The following is a 24,145-nucleotide window of genomic DNA, read 5'->3' on the forward strand; positions in this document are numbered from 1 at the left end:
TTCCCCGGCTCCGACGGCGGCCTCAGCCGAGCGCGCGCAGTCCGGGGACGAGCGCCACCAGGACCGGGACGACGGGGACCAGCGCGGCGGTCGCGGTCAGCCGCAGCCGGTGCCGGGCGGGCAGCCGGTCCGGTGCGGTGAGCAACCGGTCGACGCGCTGCGGGACATGCGCGTGCCCCGCCGGGCCGGGCCCGAACACGCCGCGGTCCTCGTTGAGTTCGACCAGGGCGAGGGCGGTGGTGAGACGGCCGTGGCGCCGGGAGGCCATGTCGTCGGCGGCCAGTTCGACCAGCCGGTGCATCTCGTCGCGGAACGCGGCGAACACCGGGACCTGCGGGAAACCGGCGGCCAGCGCTGCCGAGCAGTGCAGCAGCCAGTCGTGCCGGGCCTGGGCGTGCCCCTGCTCGTGCGCGAGCACCGCGTCCAGCTGCCGCCCCTTCAGGCGGCGCAACGCGGCCGTGGTGACGACGAGCCGGGGCGGCGCGCCGGGCAGCCACCAGGCGTCCGAGCGGTCGCCCTCAAGGACCACCAGGCGGTCGGCGGAACTCTCCTCGCCGGGCAACAGCGGTGCCCGGCGCAGCAGTTCGGCCCGCCGTCGGCGGCGCCTGGCCCTGGCTCCGGCGATCTCGCGGACCAGCATCGCCCCGCTCCACAGACCGGCGCAGGCGAGCGCCACCGCGGTGGTCGCCGCCCAGGGGCCGGTGGCGGCGAGCGGGTAGGCCTCCGCGACCCCGCTCGGGGCGGTCGCGAAGAGGTGTCCGCGCGCCGCCTGCCAGGCCGCCGCCGCGCTGAGCGTCATCGACAGGGCGCAGCACAGCAGGACGGCCGCCACCACGCACTGCCACACCCACAGGGCGACCACCGGTTCCCGGTCCGTCCAGTCGGCCCGGGCGAGCAGCCGGGGACCGGCCACGGCCGTCAGGGCGCCGAGCAGCAGCAGTGCCACGGGGACCATCATGACGGGAAGCCTATGAGCGCAGGACCGCTCAGGGGTACAGGGTGGCGCCGAAGTGACGCAGGCAACGCGGCAGTCGCGGCCCCGGTCGCCCGGTCACAGGCCCAGGAGCATCGTCACCATCGCGATGCCCATGGACAGCCGGCACGCCCGCGCCAGTTCGGGCCGGTCGCCCCATCCGGCCGTCCCGCTCCCGGCCGCCGCCACCGCGACCGGGACCAGGCGGGCTCCGGACAGCAGGACGTAGCCGGTGAAGTAGACGAGCAACAGGCCGGTCACCGCCGGGACTCCGGCGCCGCCGTGGTGGTGGCCGCCGGGGGAGGCCGCCATCGCCACCGCCATGTAGACCATCGCCGCCGTGCCCACCAGATGGTGCAGATGGTGGGCGCTGTCGCGGGCGCTCCACAGGGCGCGCAGCGCGGCCGCGCCGAACACCGCCGCGTACAGCGGCCATGCCCACGCGGGTGGGGTGAAGACGGTCGCGGGCACGGCCATCGCGGCCATGCCGAACCCCATCAGTGCCTCGCCGCCCGCGGCACGCCGCTGTGCCTCGATGCCGCTGCGCATCCGCAGCAGGCAGTAGGCCCCGGTCGCCGCGCACAGCGCGACCAGCAGCCAGCCGGGCGAAGCCGGTCCGTGCACGCGCACCTCCCCGCTCGACGTCGCATCGATGGATGCGATGCCCCGCCCACCCGGCGCTCACGCGAGCGCAAGGGTGTACACGGGGAGCACTCGGCGGAGCACTGCAGGTGAGGGCGGCCTGTTCTCATGCTGTCCGACAGACGTGCGGACGGCATGTCCGATGATGTTTTACGAGTAAAACACATGCTAAATTGATGGGTATGAGCACTGCGACCCCGACCACCCGCCGTCTGCCCCTGGCCGGCGCCCTGCGCCTCGGCCGGCCCTCCGACATCTGGTTCAAGCCCGCCCTCAGCGCGGTCGCCGCGGTCGCTCCGCCCAACCTGATCCTGCTGGCCCTCGGCCGCCTCGACCTCGCGATGTACACCATGGCCGGGTCGCTGTGCGCCCTCTACGGCCACAACCGCCCCTACCCGGCCCGCGCCCGCACGCTGGCCCGGGTCGTCCTCGGGATGACCGGCGGCCTCGCCGTCGCCCTGCTCGCCGCCTCGCTCACCACGAACGCCGTCGTCCTGGTCACCGTCGGCGCGCTGATGGCCGCCGTGCAGAAGACGCTGTGCGACGCCACCCGCGTCGGGCCGCCCGGCAACGTGGTTCTCACCTTCATCAGCTCCGCCTGCCTGTTCGCGCCGCAGACCCCCGGCCAGGTGCCCGGCCACGTAGGACTCGCCCTGCTGGCGGGCGCCTGGGCCTGGCTGGTCGGCATGGCGCCCGGCCTGCTGCGCCCGCACGGCCCGGAGCGCCGGGCCACCGCCCAGGCCCTGAACGCGGCCGCCGCCCTCGCCGGGACCCCCGCGGGCGGCGAGGGCCACGACCGGAGCAGGGCCGCCGCTGCCGCCGCGGTGCAGGCCGCCTGGCAGTCCCTGACGGCCGCCGGCGCCCGCACCGACCGCACCCGCCGCGCCCTCGAACACCTCGTGGTCCGTGCCGAGGTCGCCCTCGCCGCCCCCGCCGACGCCGACCCCGAGCGGCTGCGCGGGTGGGCCCGAGCACTGCGCGGCACCGGACGCGTCCCGCGGGTGGCCGGCGCCGCCGGTGAACTCCTCGGCCTCGACGCCGAACGGGCCGTACCGCACCGCCCGCTGTGGCACCGGCTCGGGCCGCTCGCCCCGGTCGCCGCCCGCACCGCGCTCGGCTGCGCCCTCGCCGGATACGCGTCCCTGGCCCTCGGCGTGGGCCGCCCCTACTGGGCACTGGTGACGGCCGCGTCCCTCTACCAGGCCAACACCACGCTCACCTGGAGCCGGGGCGTCCAGCGCGTCGTCGGCAACCTCCTGGGCGTCCTGGTCTTCGCCGCCGTCGTCCCGCTCGCCCATCTCCATCCGGCCGTCCTGGTGCTGAGCTGCCTGGCCTTCAACTTCGGCGCCGAGGCGCTGATCGGCCGCAACTACTGGCTCGGCAGCGTCTGCGTCACGCCGATGGCGCTGCTGGTCACCGAGTTCGCCCGCACCCAGGACTCCGGGCAGCTGATCACCGAGCGGGTCCTGGACACCCTGGTCGGCGCGCTCGTGGGCTTCGCGGCCGCCGTCGTGGTCACCGACCGGCGGACCGGGGACCGCGTCGAACGCGCCCTGACCGCCGTCGAGCGGGCCCGTGAGGAGACCGCGCGGCTGCTGGCCGAGCCGCGTCCGTCGCCGCGCGCCCTGGAGACCGCCCGCCGCAGCCTGTCCGCCGCCCTGGCCGAACTGCGCGCCACGGCCGACGCCGCCGCCGGCGAGTGGGGGCGGCGCGCGCTGCCCGAGGAGCGGGTCGTGCTCGCCGAGCAGTCAGGACACCGTACGCTCGCCGCGACGGTACGACGCCAGGAACCGCACTCCTGGGACGGTACGAGGACTACGGAGGACGTACGGCCATGACGGCGACCAGCGGACGACCGGCGGCCGGCGGCGACCGGAACGGGGGTGCGAGCGGCGGCGCGGACAGGGACGACACGGTCGCCGCCGTCGTCCGGCAGTGGCGGGCCGTCCATCCACGGCTGGACACCGGGCCCATGGAGGTCATCGGCCGGATCAACCGCTGCGCCGCCCTCCTCCAGCAGGCCGAGGACGCCCCGCTGCGCCGGGCGGGACTCAGCCGCGCCGAGTTCGACCTGCTCGGCGCGCTGCGCCGCACCGGCCACGAACTGACCCCGAGCGAGCTGGCCAAGGAGACCTTCTCCTCCGGCGCGGCCGTCACGAAGCGGCTCAAGCAGCTCACCGAGCGGGGCCTGGTCGAGCGGCGCGGCGACGCCCGGGACCGGCGGGTGGCCCACCTCAGCCTCACCGACGCGGGACGCGATCTGGTCGACGGCATCCTGCCCGAGCAGCTCGCCTACGAGACCACCGTGCTGTCCGTCCTCGCCCCCGACGGGCAGGGCGAACTGGCGGGTCTGCTCGCCGAGTTGCTCGGACGGCTGGAGAGCAGGACGGGCGCGCTGCGGGCCTGACCGCGCCCGGCGGCGACCGCGGGTCGGCCGCAGCGGACGCCTGCGGCGTGCCCGGCGCCCGTCCCGCGGCTCAGCCCTTCTCCTCCGCCCGGAAGACGCCGAACGCCGCGCCGCGCGGATCGCTCAGTACGGCGATGCGCGGGCCGTCCGGCACCGTCACCGGCGCCGCCCGCACGGTCCCGCCCGCCGCGGCCGCCGCCTCGGCGGTGGCGTCCACGTCCTCGACGGCGAAGTACGGCAGCCAGTGCGGCGGCACCTCGGGCGGGAACCGGTCGCCCATGTCGGCCGTCCCGCCGAACCGCTGCCCGCCCACGGTGAACTCCGTGTACTGCTCGGAGGGCTCGGCGGTCCAGCCCAGGACGGCGGTGTAGAAGCCGGTGGCCCGGCCGGTGTCCCGGGTCGCCAGCTCCACCCAGCCGAGCGCACCGGGCGCGCCGAGCAGCCCGGCACCGGGGAAGGCCCGCGGTTCCCACAGCTGGAAGGCCGCACCGGTGGGATCGAGGGCGACCGCGAAGCGGCCCGCGTCGAAGATGTCCATCGGACCGACCACCACCGTGCCGCCGGCCTCCTCGACCCGCCGCGCCGCCGCGTCGGCGTCGGTCACCGCGAACGACACGTTCCACGCGACCGGCTGGGACTCCTGGTAGAGGCGGCTGAGGGCCGCGACCGCCGCGTCCCCGAGGTGCGCCACGGTGTAGCAGCCGGCCTCCTGCCGGGGGTCCGTCTCCGGACGCCAGCCGAACAGCTCCGCGTAGAACCGCTTGGCGCCCTCCAGGTCGTCGGTCCCCAGCTCCGTCCAGCAGGGGCCGCCCGGCACCGCCTTGTCGAACTCCATGGCCATTCCTCCAGGGGTCTGTCTCCTGCGAACGCTAGACCCCGGCACTGACAGCGGCCATCGGACCCGGGCGTGCCCTCAGGTCCCCGGCCGGTACCGGATCGGATGACCGGCCGGCACCTCCACCAGCACGATCCTGATGCCGTCCGGGTCCGCGATCCACATCTCGACCAGGCCCCACGGCTCCGTCACCGGCGGACGCACGATCTCGACGCCCTTGGCCAGCAGTTCCTCGTGCGCCGCGGCCAGGTCCGCCACCTGCATCCACAGCTGCACGGCGGGGGAGACGGCGCCGTCCGCGCGGCCGGAGACCTCCAGGAAGCCGCCGCCCAGGAAGTACACCGTGCCGCGCTCGGGGCCGGTGCCGAACTCGCGGTAGACGGCGAGGCCGAGCTGATCGCCGTAGAAGGCACGCGAGCGCTCGGGGTCGCCGGGGCGGACGAGGGTACGGCTGCTCACCACATGCACCATGCGACCGGAGCGTAACGTCCCCTCCGCCGCCGTCCCGGACCCCACGCCCGCACCGCCGTCCCGCGCGCCGAGATCACCGACACCGCCCGGGGACCCGCCCGGCGGGCGCCACCGGGTACGGCCGGTCCGCGGGCGGTCCGGTGGCGGCGCTAGGCTCGTGGCGGCTCAGGCTGCCCGAGATCGGAGAGACCGCACATGGACAACGCCGCCGGACTGACCTTCCGCGACGCCACCGACGCCGACGTGGACGCGCTGGTCGCGCTGATCGAGTCGGCGTACCGGGGCGACGCCAGCCGGGCGGGCTGGACCACCGAGGCGGACATCCTGGAGGGGCAGCGGACCGACCCGGAGGGCGTCCTGCAGGTCATCAAGGCACCGGACGCCACCCTGCTCACGGTCGAGCGGGACGGCCGGACGGTCGCCTGCTGCCAGCTGGAGCACCGCGGCACCCACGCCTACTTCGGCATGTTCGCCGTCAGCCCCGCGCTCCAGGGCGCCGGCCTCGGCAAGACCGTCATCGCCGAGGCGGAGCGCCGGGCCCGGCAGGACTGGGGCGCCACGGAGATGCACATGACGGTGATCTCCGTGCGCGAGGACCTGATCGCCTGGTACGAGCGGCGCGGCTACCGCCGTACGGGAAGGATGACGCCGTTCCCGTACGGCGACGAGCGTTTCGGCATTCCCCAACGCGCCGACCTGCAGTTCGAGCTGCTGGTCAAGCCCCTGGTGTGACGGCTCACGCGGTGAAGCGGGCGGTGCGCTTGATCTCCGGGTAGTCGGTCGTCGCGCCGTCCAGCTGGAGGGCGCGCACCAGCCGCAGGTCGTCCTGGGTGTTCACCACCCAGCCGATCACCTTGAGGTCCGCCTTGCGGGCGTGCTCGACGACCTCCAGGGTCAGCCGCCGGATGTTCAGGCAGAGTGTCGCGGCGCCCGCCTCCCGGGCCCGCTCGACCACGTCGGTGCCGTAGCGGCTCGCGATCAGCGCCGTACGGACGCCCGGCACCAGCCGGCCGATCTCGGCGACGGCCTCGTCGTGGAACGACGACACCTCGACCCGGCCCACCAGGTCCCGTCGCTGCATCAGCTCGGCCAGCGCACGCGCCGCCGCCACGTCCTTGATCTCCGCCTGCAGCGGAGCCCGTACCGCGTCGAGGACCTCCTCGAACACGGGCACCCGCTCACCGCGGCCGGCGTCCAGAGTGCGCAGTTCCTCCAGGGTCTTCTCGGCGATCGGGCCGGAGCCGTCGGTCGTGCGGTCGACCTCCGCGTCGTGCATGACGACCAGGGCGCCGTCCTTGCTGAGGTGCAGATCGAGTTCGATCAGGTCGAGGCCGGCCTGCTGGGCGGCGACGAAGGAACGGAGGGTGTTCTCGGGCTCGACGCCCATGACTCCGCGGTGACCGATGGTAAGGAAGTTCAAGATTCAACTCGCTTCCGTCGACGGCGGCGGGGATGCACGCGCGCGGACCGTACGACGGGACGTCGCTGTCCACGCGGCTGGGCGCAGCCTAATGGCCGCCCGTCGCGATGAACCCCCTGCGTACGCCGGGGATTGGTGCGCCGGGCGCGTGGCGCCTGGCTCGTGCCCCGGTCGGCCGTCACCCGGGGGTGGGCGCGTCCCGCGGCGTATTGACCGGCCGGAACCATGCGCTCCCCGGAAGCTGACGACCCGTCATTGATCGAAGTGAATGTGAGCGCCTTCACGGTTTCGCACAGGAAAAAGCGCGGTGAAGATGCGGCGCCGCAGGATAATTTCCCGAAGGCCCCCTTGCTGGGAGAAAGCTCGTATGCATACGGTGTCCTTACGCGAGGTACACCCGTGGAGGATGGGTCATGACGGAAATTCTTGTGCAGGTGGGTTCGGAGGAGCGGGTTCCTCCCGTGACCAGGGTGGTCGAGCACCCGGCGTGGCCCGTGCTCAAGGATGGTGTGGAACGGATCCGGCCATGGCAGTCCAAGGACGGGTCGATCGACTTCGACGCCGAGGGCGCCCCCGCCCGCGCCGACGCCGAGCGCGCCGTGGACACGGTGATCGCCGCCGTCGAGGAGCTGTCCCCGCTGCTCCCGCACGACGCCGAATACCACCGCGCCCTGGTCACCGATCTGCGCCGGTGGGCCGTCGGCGGCTTCCAGGTGCCCGACTTCCTCGACTCGCTGCTCGCCTTCCAGCCCGCCGCGGACCGCGCCCACGGGCTCCAGCACCTGGTCGTCTTCCCGATGTACACCCAGAACGGCAACCCGGACCGCAACCTGGAGGCGGTCGTGCTGCGCATGGTCTGGCCCGACTGGCTGGCCGAGCTGGAGCGCACCCGGTACGACAACCCGCTGTTCTGCGGCATCACCTTCGAGGACTTCACGGCCGGCTACGACACCAACTCCGCCGTCCTCTTCCCCGAGACCATCGCCGTGCGCCAGGCGCCGGAACGATTCTCCTGGGGCGGCATCTTCTGCGACCGCGAGGCCGCCCGCTTCCGCCGGGTCACCGACGCGGCGGTGGACCTGCTCGGCCTCGACCTTCCCGAGGACATCGCGGCCATGGTCCACGACCAGAAGCGCTGCGAGGAGGCCTTCGTGCTGTGGGACATGGTCCACGACCGCACCCACAGCCACGGCGACCTGCCGTTCGACCCGTTCATGATCAAGCAGCGCCAGCCGTTCTGGATGTACGGCCTGGAGGAGCTGCGCTGCGACCTCACCGCCTTCAGGGAGGCCGTGAAGCTGGCGGCCGACGGCGTCCCGCAGGCCCGTGACGTGCAGTACGCGGTGCTCTTCGACCGGATGTTCCGCTTCCCGGTCACCGGCGACCGGGTCCGCAACTACGACGGCCTCGGCGGCCAGCTGCTCTTCGCCTACCTGCACAGGCACGACGTGGTCCGCTGGACCGACAACAAGCTCTCCATCGACTGGGAGCGGGCCCCGCAGGTCACCAACCAGCTGTGCGCCGAGATCGAGAAGCTGTACAAGGACGGCATCGACCGGCCGAAGCTCGTGCACTGGTTCGCCGGCTACGAACTGGTCGCCGGCTACCTCGCTCCGCACCCGGGCTCCAAGTGGGCCAAGGGCCCCGACGCCCTGGACCTGAGCCTGCCGCCGCGCAAGCTCGTGGACGACGTGCTTCCGGACGAGTTTCCGCTGAGCATGTTCTACGAGGCCCTGTCCAAGAAGCTGAAGAATGTGATCGCCGAGACCAAGGGCATCACGGCGGACAGCGCCGGACCGGTCGCCGCGTGAGCGACGGCCTTCGGAACACTGCTCAAGAGGGGAAGCACATGGCGGGCAACGGGTCTCTCAGCGGTGCGGTGATCGCGGTGGCCGGGGCGGGCGGACCGGCCGGGCATGCGACGCTGGTCAGGCTCGCGGAGGCGGGCGCGACCGTGGTCGGCGCCGACAACAGTCCCGAGCGCCTGGCCGAGGCCGTGGACGCGGCCCGCTACGCGGGCGGCGGCGCCGTGGTCACCGGTGAGACGGTCGACCTGCTCGACCTGGAGTCGACCCGGGCCTGGGCCGACCGCATCGAGAAGGACCACGGCCGGGTCGACGGCCTGGTCCACCTGGTCGGCGGCTGGCGCGGCAGCGCGAACTTCGCCGAGACCGACCTGGCCGACTGGGACCTGCTGGAGAAGCTGCTGATCCGCACGGTCCAGCACACCTCCCTGGCCTTCTACGACGGCCTGCAGCGCAGCGACCGGGGGCGGTACGTGCTGATCAGCGCCGCCGGTGCGTCGAAGCCCACCGCCGGCAACGCCGCGTACTCCGCGGCCAAGGCCGCCGCCGAGGCCTGGACGCTCGCCATGGCCGACGGCTTCCGCAAGGCCGGGGGCGAGGCGGGCCCGGCCTCCGCTGCTGCCATCCTGGTGGTGAAGGCGTTGGTGCACGACGCGATGCGCGCCGAGCGGCCCAACGCGAAGTTCGCGGGCTTCACGGACGTCACGGACCTCGCCGAGGCCGTCGAGGGCGTCTGGAGCAAGTCCGCCTCCGAAGTGAACGGAAACCGTCTGTGGCTGACCGAGCAGCCGTGAACCCTCCGAAGACCGACGCGCGTCGCCATCACGACCCGGAGGTCCGCGGTTTCGCCAGTGACAACTACGCGGGGACCCACCCCGAGATCCTGGCCGCACTGGCTCTCGCCAACGGCGGCCACCAGGTCGCCTACGGCGAGGACGAGTACACCGAGAACCTCCAGCGGATCGTCCGCGGCCACTTCGGCCCGACCGCCGAGGCCTTCCCGGTCTTCAACGGCACCGGGGCGAACGTGGTCGCGCTCCAGGCGGTCACCGACCGCTGGGGCGCGGTGATCTGCGCCGAGAGCGCGCACATCAACGTGGACGAGGGCGGCGCCCCGGAGCGCATGGGCGGCCTCAAGCTGCTCACCGTGCCCACGCCCGACGGCAAGCTCACGCCGGAGCTGATCGACCGGCAGGCGTACGGCTGGGACGACGAGCACCGGGCGATGCCGCAGGTCGTCTCGATCACCCAGAGCACCGAGCTGGGCACGCTGTACACGCCGGAGGAGATCCGCGCGATCTGCGAGCACGCCCACGCGCACGGCATGAAGGTGCACCTGGACGGTTCCCGGATAGCCAACGCGGCGGCCTCCCTGGACGTGCCGATGCGCACGTTCACCAACGCCGTCGGCGTCGACATCCTCTCGCTGGGCGGCACCAAGAACGGTGCCGTGTTCGGCGAGGCGGTCGTGGTGATCAACCAGGACGCCGTCAGCCACATGAAGCACCTGCGCAAGCTCTCCATGCAGCTGGCCTCCAAGATGCGCTTCGTGTCGGTGCAGCTGGAGGCACTGCTGGCGAAGGACCTGTGGCTGCGCAACGCCCGGCACGCCAACGAGATGGCCCAGCGGCTCGCCGAGGGCGTGCGGGCCGTGCACGGCGTGGAGATCCTCTATCCGGTGCAGGCCAACGGTGTCTTCGCGCGGCTCCCGCACGACGTGAGCCTGCGCCTGCAGAAGCGGTTCCGGTTCTACTTCTGGGACGAGGCGGCCGGGGACGTGCGCTGGATGTGCGCGTTCGACACGACCGAGGAGGACGTGGACGCGTTCGTGGCGGCGCTCAAGGAGGAGATGGCCCGCTAGCCGGACCGAGCACGCTGCATAGATATGCGGTCACCTGAAAAGTCATTGACGCTCGGGTGATCGCGTTCCTATGCTCTGCGCCCATGCAGCTGATCCAGAACACCGCCGACCTGTCCGCGTACTTGGCCGCCGACGAGGTCATCGATCACGATCACCCGGTGGTCCGGGAGGCGGCGGCACGGCTGGCGTCCGGCGCCGAGGACTCGTATGCCTATGCGCGGGCCGCCTATGAATTCGTGCGCGACCGCATCCCGCACTCCGCCGACGCCGGCGATCCGCGGGTCACCTGGCGGGCGTCGGACGTGCTGGAGCGGCGCACCGGCATCTGCCACGCCAAGGCCCACGCGCTCGCCGCCCTGCTGCGCGCCGAGGACATCCCCACGGCCCTGTGCTACCAGCGGCTGGCGGACGACGACGGCGCCGGCCACCTCGTGCACGGACTGGTCGCGGTCCGCTTCAACGGCGCCTGGCACCGGCAGGATCCGCGAGGCAACAAGCCCGGCGTCGACGCCCGGTTCTCCCTGGACGGCGAACGGCTGGCCTGGATCCCCGATCCGGAGTCCAGTGAGATGGACTATCCGGTCCTGTACGCTGAACCCCATCCGGCCGTGCTCGGCGCGTTGAAAGCGGCGCCCGACCGTCCGTCCCTGTGGAAGACGCTCCCCACCGCACTCTGAGGCCCAGCAGATGACTCTCACGCTCACCGTGTCCGACGAGGTGCGTGCGCTCGCGCCCGGCTTCACGCACCTCGCCGTCGAGGCCCACGGTCTGGTCAACGGGCCCAGCACCGAGGCGAGTTCGGCGCTCCTCGACGACGCGGCCCGGCGGCTCGCCGCCCGCCTGGACGGGCGTGCCCCGCACGAGGATCCGCACCTGGCGGCCTGGCGCGCGGTCTACACGGCGTTCGGCTCCAAGCCGTCCCGCACCCGGAACTCCGCGGAGGCGCTGGCCAGACGCGCCCTCGCGGACGGCGGCCTGCCGCGCATCAACCTGCTGGTGGACCTCTACAACGCCGTCAGCGTCGCCCACCTGATCCCGGTGGGCGGTGAGGACCTCGATCTCGTCCGCGGCGGGATGCGCCTGGTGCGCGCCACCGGCGAGGAGGACTTCGTGACGGTCGCGGGCGGCGAGGAGAGCGTCGAGCACCCGGACGCCGGCGAGGTCGTGTGGTGCGACGCGGCGGGCGTCACCTGCCGGCGCTGGAACTGGCGCCAGGGGCCCCGCACCCGCCTGACCGAGCGGACCGCGTCGGCCGTCTTCCTCCTGGAGGGACTCGCCCCGCTGCCGGTCGCCGAACTGGCGTCGGCGGGCGCCGAACTCGCCGAGCTGCTGCAGAAGTTCAGCCCGGGGGCGGATGTGGAGGTACGGGCGCCCGAGTCGGTGGCCTGAGGCTCAGACCGCCTCGGCCGCCTTCAGCTGCTCCTGCGTGGGCGCGGTGCCGCCGAGGTGACTCGGCAGCCACCAGGTGTCGGCCGGGTCCTTCGGGCGGGACGGGTAGGCGCGCTGGGCCGCGTCCAGCAGGTCCTGGACGCGCTCGCGCAGGCGGCGGGTGATGGCGCCCGCGTACTGGTCGCGCGGGGCCTCGACCGGCTCGCCCACCCGGACGGTGACGGGCAGGTGGTTGCGCTTGAAGTTGCGCGGCTGGCCCTTGGTCCACAGCCGCTGCGTGCCCCACAGCGCCATCGGGATCAGCGGGACGCCGGCCTCCTGGGCCAGGCGCGCCGCGCCGGACTTGAAGCTCTTCAGCGTGAACGACTGGGAGATGGTGGCCTCGGGGAAGACGCCCACGATCTCACCGGACCTGAGCGAGTCCAGCGCGTGCTGGTACGCCGTCTCGCCCTGCTCGCGGTCGACCGGGATGTGCTTCATCCCGCGCATCAGCGGGCCGGAGATCCGGTGCCGGAAGACCGACTCCTTCGCCATGAAACGCACCAGGCGCTTCTGCGGAAGGGCGGCCAGGCCGTCGAAGACGAAGTCCAGGTAGCTGATGTGATTGCTCACCAGGACGGCCCCGCCCGAGCGCGGGATGTTCTCCGAACCCTGGCAGTCGATCTTCAGGTCCCAGACCTTGAACAGCGTCTTGGCGAAACCGATGACGGGACGGTAGACCAGCTCTGCCATGGGCGGGACGGACCCTTTCTGCTCTGCCTGGGAAAGGGGCTCCCGGCGGGAAAGTTACGCAGCCGTAGGTTTACGGCTTTCGCAGATCGTGCCCGAAGAACGGTCGGGGAGCCAGCCCTGGTGCCCCGGAGTGGCGAGATCCTCGTCACGTCGGCCTATGATCCACCTCGGATTTTTAACCTGCCTTTACTCCGCGCGTACCGCGAACCGGCGGACGAGCAGGAACATCTCGCACCCCAGGCAGTACCCGAACGCCGCGTTCAGGAACGCGGCCGCGAGCGCGACCCCGGTGGCCGCGAGTCCCAGCCAGCCGGGGCCCAACGCGAAGCCGACCAGGCCGAGTCCCGCGAACACGAGTCCCACCGCCTGGGCGAATCGCGGCGGTTCGGGTGGTTCGAACTCCGTAGCGGGAGCGAGCCGGGGTCGTACGGCCGTCCGGAAGGCCCAGCCGTACGGCGAACGGCTCACGCCGGCGGCCGCGCCGAGCGCGAACGCCACCGTCTGCCAGGCGAGTATCCAGGGACTGCGGGTGATGAGCGCGGCGGCCAGCACGACCGTCGTCACGGCCGCCGCGAAACGGGGCCCACGTGCGTCGATGTCCATGAACCAAGGATTCCGCCCCGAAGCCCGGCAGGGGAGCCGGGAATCTTTGCAGTCTCGTGAACGCTGGCAGGAACGGCGGGCCGGGTCGTGGATGCTGAGGTCCGTGACGACCGGACTGGTGGTGTGCGTGGCGGTGCTCGTCGCGGCGAGTGTCTACGGAGTGCTGCACAAGCGGCGGAGCGGGAGGGTACGAGTGCGCGGGCGGGACGAGGGAAAGCGGATCGGGGCGGCCGAGCTCGGCGGTGAACTGGGCGGCCGGGCCACGCTGGTGCAGTTCTCCAGCGCCTTCTGCGCGCCCTGCCGGGCCACCCGGCGGGTGCTCGGCGAGGTCGCCGGCATGGTTCCCGGGGTCGCCCACGTCGAGATCGACGCGGAGGACCGGCTGGACCTGGTGCGCGAGCTGGAGATCCTCAAGACGCCCACCGTCCTGGTGCTCGACGCCGACGGCCGGGTGGTCCGCCGGGCCACCGGACAGCCCAGGAAGGCGGACGTCATCGCCGCACTGGGAGAAGCGGTCCGGGCCGGGTGACGATGACGGTGAGGCAGCTCCCATATCCCGGTACGTACTTGACTGGATGTACCACCTATCGTCAGCCTGACTGTATGTCTCATGAACTCCTTCTCTTCGGACGGGTCCACGTCGACCTGGCCCGCACCGCGAGTGCGCGCTGTCCGGGCCGCTGAACACCCCCGGACCCGAACACCGCCTCTCCCAGAAGGACAACTGCATGACGGCCACGCCCGACCTCGGTACTCCCCGGCTCGCCTCGCCCGACCTGCTCCGCTCCGCCTTCCGGCGGCACGCGGCCGGAGTCGCGGTGATCACCGCGCGCGGCGCCGGCGGCCCGGTCGGCTTCACCGCCACCTCGCTCACCTCCGTCTCCGCCGAGCCGCCGATGCTCTCCTTCGGCGTGGGCACGGGCGCCTCCAGCTGGCCCGCGATATCCACCGCCGAGCACATCGGCGTGCACGTCCTCGGCGAGCACCAGGCGGAGCTGGCGGCCACCTTCGCGCGCAGCGGCGCCGACCGGTTCGGGCCGCCGACCGGCTGGAGCGAGGGCCACGCCGGTGTTCCGGTCCTCGACGACGTGCTGGTCTGGCTGGTGTGCCGGGTCGTCGCGCGGATACCGGCCGGCGACCACCGGATCGTGCTGGCCGAGGTGGTCGTGGGGGACCCCTCGCGGGCGGGCCGGCCGCTCCTCTACCACCAGGGCGGCTTCAGCGGACTGCGCGATTGATCACGCGCCCTCGTTCTGCGCAGGCGTCGGGTTCCGGTTACGCTGCGTTGCGAACGTCACAGTTCAAAGCGCTTGCTTAGCGGGAACGAACTGGGTGTACTGGCGAGTAATATTTCGTTCGGAGCGCGCGGCCGCCCCGACCGGGATGAGCCGCTTGAGGCGCCTATGCTGCCTTCAAGAGGCAGCCAAGAAAAGACGATGCGGTAGGAGAGCCGGCGTGAGCCTGAGGATCGTTGTCACTGTGAAGTACGTGCCCGACGCCACGGGCGACCGGCATTTCGCCGATGACCTGACCGTGGACCGTGACGACGTGGACGGTCTGCTGTCCGAGCTGGACGAGTACGCGGTCGAGCAGGCGCTGCAGATCTCGGAGAACTCCGACGACGACGTCGAGGTCACCGTCCTGACGGTGGGTCCCGAGGACGCGAAGGACGCGCTGCGCAAGGCGCTGTCGATGGGTGCGGACAAGGCGATCCACGTCGAGGACGACGACCTGCACGGCACCGACGCCATCGGCACCTCGCTGGTGCTGGCGAAGGCGATCGAGAAGGCCGGCTTCGACCTGGTCGTCTCCGGCATGGCCTCCACCGACGGCACGGCGGGCATCGTCCCGGCGCTGCTGGCCGAGCGTCTGGGCGTCCCGCAGGTCACCCTGCTGTCCGAGGTCTCCGTCGAGGACGGCACCGTCAAGGGCCGCCGTGACGGCGACGCCGCCAGCGAGCAGTTGGAGGCCTCCCTGCCGGCCGTGGTCTCGGTGACCGACCAGTCGGGCGAGGCGCGTTACCCGTCGTTCAAGGGCATCATGGCGGCGAAGAAGAAGCCGGTGGAGTCCTGGGACCTGTCCGACCTGGACATCGAGGCCGGCGACGTCGGTCTGGAGGGTTCCTGGAGCGCGGTGCAGACCGCGACCGCGCGTCCGGCCCGCACCGCGGGCACGATCGTCAAGGACGAGGGCGAGGGCGGCAAGCAGCTCGCCGAGTTCCTCGCGGGCCAGAAGTTCATCTGAGCCCCGCAGTCGCCGACCGCCCCTCAACTTTTCGCACGCAGGAGAGCATTCCCATGGCTGAAGTCCTCGTCTACGTCGACCACGTGGACGGTGCCGTCCGCAAGCCCACCCTGGAACTTCTGACCCTGGCCCGCCGCGTCGGCGAGCCCGTCGCCGTCGCGCTCGGCGCGGGCGCCGCCGGCACCGCCGCCACGCTGGCCGAGCACGGCGCGGTGAAGGTCCTCACCCACGAGGCGTCCGAGTACGCCGACTACCTGGTCGTCCCCAAGGTCGACGCGCTGCAGGCGGCCGTCGAGGCCGTCTCCCCGGCCGCCGTCCTGGTCCCGTCCTCCGCGGAGGGCAAGGAGATCGCCGCGCGTCTGGCGCTGCGCATCGGGTCGGGCATCATCACCGACGCGGTGGACCTGGAGGCCGGTGACGAGGGTCCGGTCGCGACCCAGTCGGTGTTCGCCGCCTCCTTCTCCACCAAGTCCCGCGTCAGCAAGGGCACCCCGGTCATCACCGTCAAGCCCAACAGCGCCGCCGTCGAGGCCGCCCCGGCCGCCGGTGCCGTCGAGGCCCTGGCCGTCACCTTCTCGGACCAGGCGACCGGCACCAAGGTCACCGGCCGGACCCCGCGCGAGTCCACGGGCCGCCCGGAGCTGACCGAGGCCGCGATCGTCGTCTCCGGCGGCCGTGGCGTCAACGGCGCCGAGAACTTCACGGTCATCGAGGCCCTCGCCGACTCCCTCGGCGCGGCCGTCGGTGCCTCGCGCGCCGCGGTGGACGCGGGCTGGTACCCGCACACCAACCAGGTCGGCCAGACCGGCAAGTCCGTGTCGCCGCAGCTGTACATCGCCAACGGCATCTCGGGCGCCATCCAGCACCGCGCCGGCATGCAGACCTCGAAGACGATCGTGGCCGTCAACAAGGACGCCGAGGCCCCGATCTTCGAGCTCGTCGACTTCGGCGTGGTCGGTGACCTCTTCGACGTCGTGCCCCAGCTCACCGAGGAGATCAAGACCCGCAAGGGCTGATCGCCGCCAGGCTGCCCGAGGCCCCCGTGACCGGATCCGGTCACGGGGGCCTCGTCGTGTCAGCGCAGGCTCAGCGAGACCTGAACCGGCAGATGGTCACTGGGGAACCGGCCCTGCCGGGAGAAGGTGTCCATGACCGCCTCGTGCGTGGTCACGCCGGGCGAGGTGAGGATCCAGTCGATGCGGTCGCCGTCCTGCCGGAGCCGGCGGTAGCCGTGGAAGGTGCCGTACGGAGTGCCGCGCCGCTCCGCCGCGTCCCAGGTGTCCACGAGCCCGGAGCCCACCAGCGTGTCGTAGGCCCGGTTGCCGTGCGCGGCGGCGTTGAAGTCGCCGGTCACCACGACCGGCAGCGCGGGGTCGAACTCCGCGATGCGCCGGCTGAGCAGGGCCGCGCTGCGCTCGCGGGCTTCCTGGCTCTTCTGGTCGAAGTGGGTGTTGGCGACGTAGAACTCGCGGCCCCCGTCGGCGAGATCGCGGAAGCGGACCCAGGTGACGATGCGCGGGAACGCGGCGTTCCAGGTGTTGGAGCCGATGACCTCCGGAGTGTCGGAGAGCCAGAAGGTGTAGTGCTCCACCGGGGCCAGCCGCCGGACGTCGTAGTAGATCGCCGTGGACTCGTCCCGGCTGCCGCCCTCGCGGCCGGTGCCGATCCAGTCGTAGTGCGGTCCGAGGTCGGCTTCGATGTCGCGCAGTTGCTGGTAGAGGCCTTCCTGGGTGCCGATGACCTGGGGGTTCGCGCGGAGCAGCAGTTCGCGCATGACGGGCCGGCGCTCCGCCCAGCTGTGGGGTTCGGCGGTGCTCGCGTACCGCAGGTTGAAGGTCATGACGTCGAGCCGCGGCGCGCGCCGCGGCGGACCCGGCGGAGTCGTCCGCCCGGAGCGCCGGGACGGCCCGGAGGAGGCGGACGAGGCGGAGATCGCGGCGCTGGAGAGGGGCACGGTGACCGCGGCGGCCAACAGGATCTGCAGGCCGAGACGGCGGGTGACCCGGCGCTGGTGCGGCACGGGGGCTCCTTCGGTGGCGACGGCCGGACGAGGCGTGCGTGAGGCGAGTCCTGCGCAAGGAGTGTGCTACCCAGGAGTGAGTCGAGCGTGAACATGTCCAGATGGGGGCGTGTCGCACCGTGGACATGGTGTTGACCATCCGGAAGGTGCCCGGATAACTTCATTCAACGGATTGTTGATTCCGTACAGTGGAAAACAGGAGGGTGTGGGATGGGCCAGGGCCAGCAGGAGCAGGTGGCGACGAGTCTCGCGGGTGCCGTCAGCGAGGAGATCAGCGCCTCCCTCGCGCCGGTCGACGCCGAACTGGAGCGCCGCTACCCGGGCGACCCCGGCACCCGCCAGCCCGTGCACACCGTCTACGTCCCCGGCGACGCGTTCACCGCCGGCACCGTCCGCTCCTGGGGCGACCGGGCCCTCGCGGCCCTGGACGAACACGCCCCCGACGCCGCCTCGTTCGCCGCCGTCCTCGGCCTGTCCGAGGAACTCGCCGAGCCCGTCCACTCCCGGGTCCGCGCCAAGCTGGAGCGCGAACCGATCGAGGACCTGCGCGTCGACTTCGAGGACGGCTACGGCCCGCGTCCCGACGCCGAGGAGGACGAGGCGGCGGCCCGCGCGGCCCGGCTGATCGCCGAGGCCTACGCCGAGGGCACGGCGGCGCCCTACATGGGCATCCGGATGAAGTGCATGGAGGCCGCGGTGCGCGACCGGGGCATCCGCACCCTGGACGTCTTCCTCACCGGCCTGATGGCGGCCGGCGGACTGCCCGCCGGCCTGGTGCTGACCCTGCCCAAGGTGACCTACCCCGAACAGGTCATCGCGATGGTCCGGCTCCTCGAGGCCTTCGAGAAGACGCACGGCCTGGAACCGGGCCGCATCGGCTTCGAGATCCAGATCGAGACCAGCCAGTCCATCCTCGCCACCGACGGCACCGCCACCGTCGCCCGGATGATCCAGGCCGCCGAGGGCCGCGCCACCGGACTGCACTACGGCACCTTCGACTACTCCGCCTGCCTCGGCGTCTCCGCCGCCTACCAGGCCAGCGACCACCCGGCCGCCGACCACGCCAAGGCGGTCATGCAGGTCGCCGCCGCCGGCACCGGGGTACGCGTGTCGGACGGTTCCACCAACGTGCTGCCGGTCGGCCCCACCGCGAAGGTCCACGACGCCTGGCGGCTGCACTACGGCCTCACCCGGCGCGCCCTGGCCCGCGCCTACTACCAGGGCTGGGACATGCACCCCGGACACATCCCGACCCGCTACGCGGCCGTGTTCGCCTTCTACCGCGAAGGCTTCGAGCAGGCCGCCGCCCGGCTCACCCGGTACGCCAACCGCGCCGGCGGTGACGTCATGGACGAGCCCGCCACCGCCAAGGCCCTCAGCGGCTACCTGCTGCGCGGCCTGGACTGCGGCGCCCTCGACATCGCCGAGGTGGCACGGCTGAGCGGACTCACCCGCGCCGACCTGGAGGCCTTCGCCGCACCCCGGCGCGGCGACCTGACGGTCTCCGGCACCTGACGGTCTCCGGCACCCTGACGCGCGACGGCCGGTGCCGTCACCGAGCTCACGGACGCACCGGCCGCGGGTCCTGCCCGGCATCCCGCACCAGGGACGCCGGGACGCCCGTCCTCACTGCAGGTACGCCTCCAGCCCCGACGGAACCGCCCACCGCCGCTCGGCGAAGAGCCGGGTGCCCCGCCGGCACAGCGCGGAGTCGGCCCGGGCCCGCGCGCAGAACTCCTCGGGCGTGTCACCGAACAGCTCCCTCAACTCCGCCGACCCCGCGAGGAGTCCGGCGAGGAGGGTGCGCTGGCCGGGATGGCGGCGGGGCGTGCCGGTGCCGTCGTGCAGGACGCCGTGCCGGTTCACGTAGGCGTGCACGCCCGGCAGTTCGGTGCCGTCCGCGAGCGCGACGCGCACCTGCGGGGCGGGCAGCCAGGCCCGGCCGAAGTTGCCGCCGGGCAGCGGTACGCCCTCGCTCGCGTCGATCACCTCCAGCTGCGGCCCGTCCAGCCAGACGACGAACAACTCCCGTACCGCGGCGGGGGACCGGAGCGGCGCCGCCGAGACATACCCGAGGCGGCTGACGTGCGCGGAGACGCCCACATCGACGCCGGTGACCCGGGTGCGCACCATCGGGATCGGGCCGGCCACCCCGGACTCGGCCATCTTGTGCTGGAGTTGGGCCGGGGAGGCGTTGGAACCGACCGCGAGCACCGGCACCCGCCCGTCGTCGGGCACCAGCCGCTCCAGCGGCAACAGGCGGTCCCCGTCGAGGAGTCCGGAGTCGGCGGGCCAGGTCCCGGGATAGGTCAGCGGATGGTCGCGCGGCGCCCGGTCGAGGCCCAGCTCCGCGAGCGTACGGCCGGTCACGCGCCGTTCACTCCGAGGGCGGCAGCTCGCCCGAGCCGCGGGTGACCAGCCGGGTCGGGAGTTCGATGCGCTCCGGCGCCAGGAGCGTGCCGTCCAGCTGACGGAAGAGCCGTTCCGCGGCCGTGCGGCCGAGCAGGGCCGCGTCCTGGGCGACGACCGTCAGCCCCGGATGCAGCAGATCGGCCAGTTCGATGTCGTCGAAGCCGACGAGCGCGACCGGGCGGGAGAACTCGGCCAGGACCCGGATCACGGTGACCGTCACCCGGTTGTTGCCCGCGAAGATCGCGGTGACCGGAGCGGGCCCGGACAGCATCTCCTCGGCGGCCCGGCGCACCCGCTCCGGGTCCGTCACGCCGAGCGAGGTCCACGCCGGCTCCACGGATATACCGGCGTCCTCCATCGCGGCCCGGTAGCCGCGCAACCGCTCGGCGGCCGTGTGGATCCGGGGCATGTCGCCGATGAAGCCGATCCGGCGGTGCCCGTGCCCGATCAGGTGGGCGACCCCGTCCCGGGCCCCGCCGTAGCTGTCGGACAGCACCACGTCGGCGTCGATCTTCCCGGCCGGACGGTCCACGAACACCGTCGCCACGCCCGCTCTGATCTCCGGCTCCAGGTATCGGTGGTCGTCACCGGCCGGGATCACCACCAGCCCGTCCACCCGCCGCGCGCACAGCGCGAGCGCCAACTCCTGCTCGCGCTCGGGGTCCTCGGCGCTGGAACCGTTGATCAGCAGCGCGCCGTGGGCCCGGGCCACCTCCTCGACGGCACGGCTGAGCGGGCCGTAGAACGGGTCGGCGAGGTCCTCCAGGACGAGGCCGATGCTCGCGGTACGGCCCTTGCGCAGCACCCGCGCGCTGTCGTTGCGGCGGAAGCCGAGCGCGTCGATCGCCTCCTGCACCCGGCGTTCGGTGTCCGGCGTCACCCCGGGCTCCCCGTTGACCACCCGGCTCACCGTCTTCAGGCCGACACCGGCGCGCGCAGCCACGTCCTTCATCGTGGGCCGGGTCCCGTAACGGGAGCCGGGAGAACGGTCTGCGCGGCGGGAGGTGTCGGGCACGATGCGGCGTCCTGTCCTGTCGTCCACGGTGGGATTCCTGTTGTCCACGGGGGATGCACAGGTCCATGGGTTTGTATGAGGATGTGGCGTCGAGCATAGAGCCTGGACAACGTTGTCAGATGCGAGGGAGACTGTCCACCGCAATCTCCGGCCCGCGCCCCCACCGCTGGACGGCTGCCTTTTCACTCGGCTACTCATGGTTGACGGGGAGATCTGACTCTGATGCACACCGACCTCGTGGCGGCCCTCGACATCGGCGGCACAAAGATCGCCGGCGCACTGGTGGACGGTCACGGACGGATCCAGGCGCGCGCCCAGCGCGCGACGCCCGCCCAGCAGGACGGCGAGACGGTCATGGGTGCCGTCGCGGAGGTGGTCGGCGAACTCGCCGGTTCACCTCTGTGGGGAAGGGCCGGCTCGCTCGGGATCGGCAGCGCGGGACCGGTGGACGCCTCCGCCGGCACCGTGAGCCCGGTCAACGTGCCGGGCTGGCGCGACTTCCCGCTCGTCGAACGGGTGCGGGAGGCCGCCGGCGGGCTGCCGGTCGAGCTGATCGGCGACGGCGTCGCCATCACGGCCGCCGAGCACTGGCAGGGCGCGGCCCGCGGCCACGACAACGCGCTGTGCATGGTGGTGTCGACGGGCGTCGGCGGCGGCCTGGTGCTCGGCGGCAGGCTGCACCCCGGGCCCACCGGCAACGCCGGCCACATCGGTCACATCAGCGTCGACCTCGACGGTGACCCCTGCCCCTGCGGGTCGCGGGGCTGCGTGGAACGCATCGCGAGCGGCCCCAACATCGCCCGGCGGGCGCTGGAGGGCGGCTGGCGGCCGGGTCCCGACGGCGACACCTCGGCGGCGGCGGTCGCCGACGCGGCCCGGGCCGGCGACCCGGTCGCGGTCGCGTCCTTCGAGCGGGCCGCGCAGGCGCTGGCGGCCGGGATCGCGGCCACCGCGACCCTGGTCGAGATCGACATCGCGGTGATCGGCGGCGGCGTGGGCAAGGCGGGCGACATCCTCTTCACGCCGCTGCGCAAGGCGCTCACCGACTACGCGACGCTCTCCTTCGTGCAGCGCCTGACGGTCGTGCCCGCCCAGATGGGCACGGACGCGGGCCTGGTGGGCGCCGCGGCCGCCGCGCTGACCCGGACGGGCACGGACGTGACCGCGGCCGGCGTCTGAGCCGTCCGCGACAGCCCGGCAGGAACGTTCAGGCCCGGTCGGCCGGGGTTCAGGTCCGGCCGACCGGGCGCTCGGGGCGACCGGGCGCCCCGAGCCGCGGACGGGCGTCAGCAGGTGAGCCGCGCGTCCGCCCAGTCGCCGTGGTCGGAGGTGACGCCGTTGCCGCCGTCGGTGACGACCAGGCTGACCACCTCGGCGCCGGTGACGTCGGCGGTGACCGGCTGCGCGGCCATGTCCGTGGTCAGCACGCCGGTCGAGGCGACCTTCGTGCCGTCCGCCCAGATCTCGAAGGTGACGCTGCCGGCGGCGCCCTCCTCGTCGTCCACGCCGACCTCGGCGGTGACCTTCTCGCACGCCTTGCCGGTGTAGTAGTCGACCTGGCTCGGGGCGTGGGTGCCGAGTCCCTTGGCGTACACGACGCCGCCGATGGTGATCGGATGCCCGTCGCCCGCGGCGGTCTCCCCGTTGCTGGTGTCGCGTTCCACCGGACCCCAGCCGTTGTCGGCCGACAGCCACGGCAGGTCGCTGAGGTAGGAAGTGCCGGCGGGCGGCGGGTCCGCGACGGTCGTGGTGACCGTCGTCGTGCTCACGGCGCTCGCCCCGGACGGTGACCGGTAACGCGCCGTGAGAGCAAGGTCGTACGACCCCTTGGGCGTTCCCGGCGGCGGCGTCACCCGCCAACCGGTGTGCAGGGCACGGCCGGTGGGCAGTGCCGGGGTCCTGGTCCTCGAGGTCGGGGCGACGGTCCAGCCGTGCGGGCCGGTGAGCGTCACGGAGACCTCGCGGGCGGTCGTGCGGCCGAGGTCGGTGACCGACGTGGTGAGCGCGGCCGTACCGCCCGGCTCGATGAACCGGCCGCCGTCCAGGCCGAGTTCGACGGCCGGCGGGTGGGCCGCCCAGTGCCGGTCGGCGGTGACCCGGAACAGGACGGTGCCGTGCGCCGGGACCACCGCGGAGAGGGTGCCCGCGGTGTTGTAGCTCTGGTGCCGCCACAGGTCGCGCAGGGTGTAGGCGGGCGCGTCCGGGAGGCCGGCCGCGCGTGCGGTGGTCGCGATGCGCTGCGGGGAGCCGGACTCGTTGAAGAGGGCCACCGCGCGGCTGCCGTCGTTGAGTTGCTTGGTCACGACCCAGCGTCCGCCCGCCGAGGAGAGCACCGTGCCCTGCTTGCCGAGCGGGTCCTGGTCGACGGCGATGACCTCCTTGTTGTCCAGGATGTCGAAGGTCGCCGGGGAGGCCTTGCGCAGGTCGGTGCCGATGAGCAGCGGGGCGGCCATCATCGACCACATCGAGAAGTGCGTGCGGTACTCGGTGTCGGTCATGCCGCCGTTGCCGACCTCCAGCATGTCCGGGTCGTTCCAGTGCCCGGGGCCCGCGTACGGCGCGAGCGGCAGGTTCTGCTTCAGGATCGACAGCATCGAGCCCCAGCTGTCACTGATGTCCCCGGTGGTCCGCCACAGTTGCCCGACGTCCGACGCCCACTCCCAGGGCTTGTTCTCGCCCCATTCGCAGATGCTGTAGACGATGGGCCGCCCGGTCGCCCGCAGCGCGTCCCGCATCGTCAGGTAGCGCTGCTTGGCGTCCACGCCCTGGTTGTTGCAGTTGTCGTACTTGAGGTAGTCGACGCCCCAGTCCGCGAACTGCTGCGCGTCGCTGTACTCGTGGCCCAGCGCGCCCGGGAAGCCCGCGTCGTTGCAGGTCTTGGTGCCCGCGCTGGTGTAGATGCCGAGCTTGAGGCCCTTGGCGTGCACGTAGTCGGCGACCGCCTTGATGCCGTGCGGGAACCTGGCCGGGTCCGGGACCAGCTTGCCGTCCGCGTCCCGGCTCGGCAGGGCCCAGCAGTCGTCGAGGTTGACGTACCGGTAGCCGGCGTCCTTGAGGCCCTTCGCCACGAAGAGGTCCGCGATGCCCTCGACCATGGTCTCGTCGAAGTCCGCGCTGCAGTGCGTGGAGTTCCAGTTGTTGAAGCCCATCGGCGGGGTGAGGGCGAGGCCGTCGGCGGGGGCGGCCGGGCCGGTCGCACCGTCGGCGGCCGCGGGTGCGGCGAGGCCGGCCGTGCTCAGCACCCCTGCGATCAGTGCTCCGACCACTCTTCTGCGGGTTGTGCGGGTGTGAGGGTGACGCATCGTTACGTTCCTCC

General features: G+C 72.7%; 25 protein-coding genes. 14 read left to right on the plus strand and 11 right to left on the minus strand.

What is annotated here, in order from left to right:
* Nucleotides 1-22: 22 nt before the first annotated feature.
* Together ACIQOE_RS21095 and ACIQOE_RS21100 are read right to left on the minus strand one after the other, a co-directional pair.
* Nucleotides 23-958, minus strand: coding sequence for a M56 family metallopeptidase (locus ACIQOE_RS21095; RefSeq protein WP_351322489.1), 936 nt, complete (start codon nt 956-958; stop codon nt 23-25).
* A gap of 93 nt (nt 959-1,051) precedes the next feature.
* Nucleotides 1,052-1,597 (minus strand): DUF5134 domain-containing protein, encoded by a 546-nt coding sequence (locus ACIQOE_RS21100; RefSeq protein ID WP_351322491.1) that lies wholly within the window; start codon nt 1,595-1,597, stop codon nt 1,052-1,054.
* 200 nt (nt 1,598-1,797) lie between these two features.
* On the opposite strand from ACIQOE_RS21100, the gene ACIQOE_RS21105 reads away from it, so the two are divergent.
* Both ACIQOE_RS21105 and ACIQOE_RS21110 read left to right on the plus strand, forming a co-directional pair.
* On the plus strand, nt 1,798-3,453 hold the full coding sequence (locus ACIQOE_RS21105) for an FUSC family protein (RefSeq protein WP_401412943.1): 1,656 nt from the start codon (nt 1,798-1,800) through the stop codon (nt 3,451-3,453).
* Nucleotides 3,450-4,022, plus strand: coding sequence for a MarR family transcriptional regulator (locus ACIQOE_RS21110; protein WP_365554104.1), 573 nt, complete (start codon nt 3,450-3,452; stop codon nt 4,020-4,022). The genes ACIQOE_RS21105 and ACIQOE_RS21110 overlap by 4 nt, the downstream gene beginning before the upstream one ends.
* Nucleotides 4,023-4,092: 70 nt before the next feature.
* Here ACIQOE_RS21110 and ACIQOE_RS21115 read toward each other — a convergent pair whose 3' ends face one another.
* Entirely contained in the window at nt 4,093-4,857 is a 765-nt protein-coding gene (locus ACIQOE_RS21115; RefSeq protein ID WP_401412945.1) for a VOC family protein, read from the minus strand.
* 78 nt (nt 4,858-4,935) lie between these two features.
* On the minus strand, nt 4,936-5,328 hold the full coding sequence (locus ACIQOE_RS21120) for a glyoxalase superfamily protein (RefSeq protein WP_363016663.1): 393 nt from the start codon (nt 5,326-5,328) through the stop codon (nt 4,936-4,938).
* A gap of 195 nt (nt 5,329-5,523) precedes the next feature.
* Between ACIQOE_RS21120 and ACIQOE_RS21125 the strand changes: the two genes are divergently transcribed.
* A complete protein-coding gene (locus tag ACIQOE_RS21125; RefSeq protein ID WP_399009867.1) occupies nt 5,524-6,060 on the plus strand; it encodes a GNAT family N-acetyltransferase in 537 nt (178 codons plus the stop codon).
* 4 nt (nt 6,061-6,064) lie between these two features.
* Here the strand turns inward: ACIQOE_RS21125 and ACIQOE_RS21130 are convergent, their stop codons facing one another.
* Complete coding sequence (locus ACIQOE_RS21130; protein ID WP_351322503.1) at nt 6,065-6,748, minus strand: glycerophosphodiester phosphodiesterase family protein; 684 nt, start codon at nt 6,746-6,748, stop codon at nt 6,065-6,067.
* A 413-nt stretch (nt 6,749-7,161) separates the two neighbouring features.
* On the opposite strand from ACIQOE_RS21130, the gene ACIQOE_RS21135 reads away from it, so the two are divergent.
* The 5 genes from ACIQOE_RS21135 (at nt 7,162) to ACIQOE_RS21155 (ending at nt 11,803) form a co-directional block, all read left to right on the plus strand.
* The gene (locus tag ACIQOE_RS21135; protein ID WP_365554116.1) at nt 7,162-8,559 is read left to right on the plus strand and encodes a DUF6421 family protein; all 1,398 of its coding nucleotides are present in this window, start codon (nt 7,162-7,164) and stop codon (nt 8,557-8,559) included.
* 38 nt (nt 8,560-8,597) lie between these two features.
* Complete coding sequence (locus ACIQOE_RS21140) at nt 8,598-9,347, plus strand: SDR family oxidoreductase (protein WP_365554119.1); 750 nt, start codon at nt 8,598-8,600, stop codon at nt 9,345-9,347.
* Entirely contained in the window at nt 9,344-10,414 is a 1,071-nt protein-coding gene (locus tag ACIQOE_RS21145) for a low specificity L-threonine aldolase (RefSeq protein WP_351322509.1), read from the plus strand. Before ACIQOE_RS21140 ends, ACIQOE_RS21145 begins: the two co-directional genes overlap by 4 nt.
* Before the next feature lie 83 nt (nt 10,415-10,497).
* Nucleotides 10,498-11,091 carry a transglutaminase domain-containing protein gene (locus ACIQOE_RS21150; RefSeq protein ID WP_365554122.1) on the plus strand — a complete coding sequence of 198 codons (594 nt, stop codon included), beginning with the start codon at nt 10,498-10,500 and terminating at the stop codon, nt 11,089-11,091.
* 10 nt (nt 11,092-11,101) lie between these two features.
* Entirely contained in the window at nt 11,102-11,803 is a 702-nt protein-coding gene (locus tag ACIQOE_RS21155) for a phenylalanine--tRNA ligase beta subunit-related protein (RefSeq protein ID WP_365571502.1), read from the plus strand.
* A gap of 3 nt (nt 11,804-11,806) precedes the next feature.
* On the opposite strand, the gene ACIQOE_RS21160 is transcribed toward ACIQOE_RS21155, so the two are convergent.
* Nucleotides 11,807-12,535, minus strand: a complete 729-nt coding sequence (locus ACIQOE_RS21160) for a lysophospholipid acyltransferase family protein (RefSeq protein ID WP_365554128.1) — start codon at nt 12,533-12,535, stop codon at nt 11,807-11,809.
* A gap of 186 nt (nt 12,536-12,721) precedes the next feature.
* Entirely contained in the window at nt 12,722-13,138 is a 417-nt protein-coding gene (locus tag ACIQOE_RS21165) for a DUF4395 domain-containing protein (RefSeq protein WP_351322517.1), read from the minus strand.
* A gap of 91 nt (nt 13,139-13,229) precedes the next feature.
* Between ACIQOE_RS21165 and ACIQOE_RS21170 the strand changes: the two genes are divergently transcribed.
* The 4 genes from ACIQOE_RS21170 (at nt 13,230) to ACIQOE_RS21185 (ending at nt 16,398) form a co-directional block, all read left to right on the plus strand.
* Entirely contained in the window at nt 13,230-13,667 is a 438-nt protein-coding gene (locus tag ACIQOE_RS21170) for a thioredoxin family protein (protein WP_351322846.1), read from the plus strand.
* 199 nt (nt 13,668-13,866) lie between these two features.
* On the plus strand, nt 13,867-14,376 hold the full coding sequence (locus ACIQOE_RS21175) for a flavin reductase family protein (RefSeq protein ID WP_351322519.1): 510 nt from the start codon (nt 13,867-13,869) through the stop codon (nt 14,374-14,376).
* Nucleotides 14,377-14,593: 217 nt separating this feature from the next.
* Complete coding sequence (locus ACIQOE_RS21180; protein WP_362642528.1) at nt 14,594-15,382, plus strand: electron transfer flavoprotein subunit beta/FixA family protein; 789 nt, start codon at nt 14,594-14,596, stop codon at nt 15,380-15,382.
* Nucleotides 15,383-15,435: 53 nt separating this feature from the next.
* Complete coding sequence (locus tag ACIQOE_RS21185) at nt 15,436-16,398, plus strand: electron transfer flavoprotein subunit alpha/FixB family protein (protein WP_351322523.1); 963 nt, start codon at nt 15,436-15,438, stop codon at nt 16,396-16,398.
* A gap of 59 nt (nt 16,399-16,457) precedes the next feature.
* Here the strand turns inward: ACIQOE_RS21185 and ACIQOE_RS21190 are convergent, their stop codons facing one another.
* Nucleotides 16,458-17,402, minus strand: coding sequence for an endonuclease/exonuclease/phosphatase family protein (locus tag ACIQOE_RS21190; RefSeq protein ID WP_401412951.1), 945 nt, complete (start codon nt 17,400-17,402; stop codon nt 16,458-16,460).
* Between the two features lie 210 nt (nt 17,403-17,612).
* On the opposite strand from ACIQOE_RS21190, the gene ACIQOE_RS21195 reads away from it, so the two are divergent.
* The gene (locus ACIQOE_RS21195) at nt 17,613-18,917 is read left to right on the plus strand and encodes a DUF6986 family protein (protein ID WP_401412953.1); all 1,305 of its coding nucleotides are present in this window, start codon (nt 17,613-17,615) and stop codon (nt 18,915-18,917) included.
* Between the two features lie 111 nt (nt 18,918-19,028).
* Here ACIQOE_RS21195 and ACIQOE_RS21200 read toward each other — a convergent pair whose 3' ends face one another.
* Nucleotides 19,029-19,772 carry a hypothetical protein gene (locus tag ACIQOE_RS21200; protein WP_401412955.1) on the minus strand — a complete coding sequence of 248 codons (744 nt, stop codon included), beginning with the start codon at nt 19,770-19,772 and terminating at the stop codon, nt 19,029-19,031.
* A 7-nt stretch (nt 19,773-19,779) separates the two neighbouring features.
* Complete coding sequence (locus ACIQOE_RS21205; RefSeq protein ID WP_362642655.1) at nt 19,780-20,829, minus strand: LacI family DNA-binding transcriptional regulator; 1,050 nt, start codon at nt 20,827-20,829, stop codon at nt 19,780-19,782.
* A gap of 222 nt (nt 20,830-21,051) precedes the next feature.
* Between ACIQOE_RS21205 and ACIQOE_RS21210 the strand changes: the two genes are divergently transcribed.
* On the plus strand, nt 21,052-22,008 hold the full coding sequence (locus ACIQOE_RS21210; RefSeq protein ID WP_362642518.1) for an ROK family protein: 957 nt from the start codon (nt 21,052-21,054) through the stop codon (nt 22,006-22,008).
* A 107-nt stretch (nt 22,009-22,115) separates the two neighbouring features.
* Here ACIQOE_RS21210 and ACIQOE_RS21215 read toward each other — a convergent pair whose 3' ends face one another.
* On the minus strand, nt 22,116-24,131 hold the full coding sequence (locus tag ACIQOE_RS21215; protein ID WP_401412957.1) for an NPCBM/NEW2 domain-containing protein: 2,016 nt from the start codon (nt 24,129-24,131) through the stop codon (nt 22,116-22,118).
* Between the last annotated feature and the right edge of the window lie 14 nt (nt 24,132-24,145).

This window comes from Streptomyces sp. NPDC091282 (assembly GCF_044757385.1).
Classification (GTDB): domain Bacteria; phylum Actinomycetota; class Actinomycetes; order Streptomycetales; family Streptomycetaceae; genus Streptomyces; species Streptomyces gramineus.

Coding starts and splice junctions, on each gene's coding strand:
- ACIQOE_RS21195 (WP_401412953.1), top strand. CDS start 17,613: ATGGGCCAGGGCCAGCAGGAGCAGGTGGCGACGAGTCTCGCGGGTGCC.
- ACIQOE_RS21115 (WP_401412945.1), bottom strand. CDS start 4,857: ATGGAGTTCGACAAGGCGGTGCCGGGCGGCCCCTGCTGGACGGAGCTG.
- ACIQOE_RS21095 (WP_351322489.1), bottom strand. CDS start 958: ATGATGGTCCCCGTGGCACTGCTGCTGCTCGGCGCCCTGACGGCCGTG.
- ACIQOE_RS21215 (WP_401412957.1), bottom strand. CDS start 24,131: ATGCGTCACCCTCACACCCGCACAACCCGCAGAAGAGTGGTCGGAGCA.
- ACIQOE_RS21210 (WP_362642518.1), top strand. CDS start 21,052: ATGCACACCGACCTCGTGGCGGCCCTCGACATCGGCGGCACAAAGATC.
- ACIQOE_RS21160 (WP_365554128.1), bottom strand. CDS start 12,535: ATGGCAGAGCTGGTCTACCGTCCCGTCATCGGTTTCGCCAAGACGCTG.
- ACIQOE_RS21140 (WP_365554119.1), top strand. CDS start 8,598: ATGGCGGGCAACGGGTCTCTCAGCGGTGCGGTGATCGCGGTGGCCGGG.
- ACIQOE_RS21165 (WP_351322517.1), bottom strand. CDS start 13,138: ATGGACATCGACGCACGTGGGCCCCGTTTCGCGGCGGCCGTGACGACG.
- ACIQOE_RS21105 (WP_401412943.1), top strand. CDS start 1,798: ATGAGCACTGCGACCCCGACCACCCGCCGTCTGCCCCTGGCCGGCGCC.
- ACIQOE_RS21150 (WP_365554122.1), top strand. CDS start 10,498: ATGCAGCTGATCCAGAACACCGCCGACCTGTCCGCGTACTTGGCCGCC.
- ACIQOE_RS21175 (WP_351322519.1), top strand. CDS start 13,867: ATGACGGCCACGCCCGACCTCGGTACTCCCCGGCTCGCCTCGCCCGAC.
- ACIQOE_RS21120 (WP_363016663.1), bottom strand. CDS start 5,328: ATGGTGCATGTGGTGAGCAGCCGTACCCTCGTCCGCCCCGGCGACCCC.
- ACIQOE_RS21135 (WP_365554116.1), top strand. CDS start 7,162: ATGACGGAAATTCTTGTGCAGGTGGGTTCGGAGGAGCGGGTTCCTCCC.
- ACIQOE_RS21170 (WP_351322846.1), top strand. CDS start 13,230: ATGCTGAGGTCCGTGACGACCGGACTGGTGGTGTGCGTGGCGGTGCTC.
- ACIQOE_RS21110 (WP_365554104.1), top strand. CDS start 3,450: ATGACGGCGACCAGCGGACGACCGGCGGCCGGCGGCGACCGGAACGGG.
- ACIQOE_RS21125 (WP_399009867.1), top strand. CDS start 5,524: ATGGACAACGCCGCCGGACTGACCTTCCGCGACGCCACCGACGCCGAC.
- ACIQOE_RS21185 (WP_351322523.1), top strand. CDS start 15,436: ATGGCTGAAGTCCTCGTCTACGTCGACCACGTGGACGGTGCCGTCCGC.
- ACIQOE_RS21155 (WP_365571502.1), top strand. CDS start 11,102: ATGACTCTCACGCTCACCGTGTCCGACGAGGTGCGTGCGCTCGCGCCC.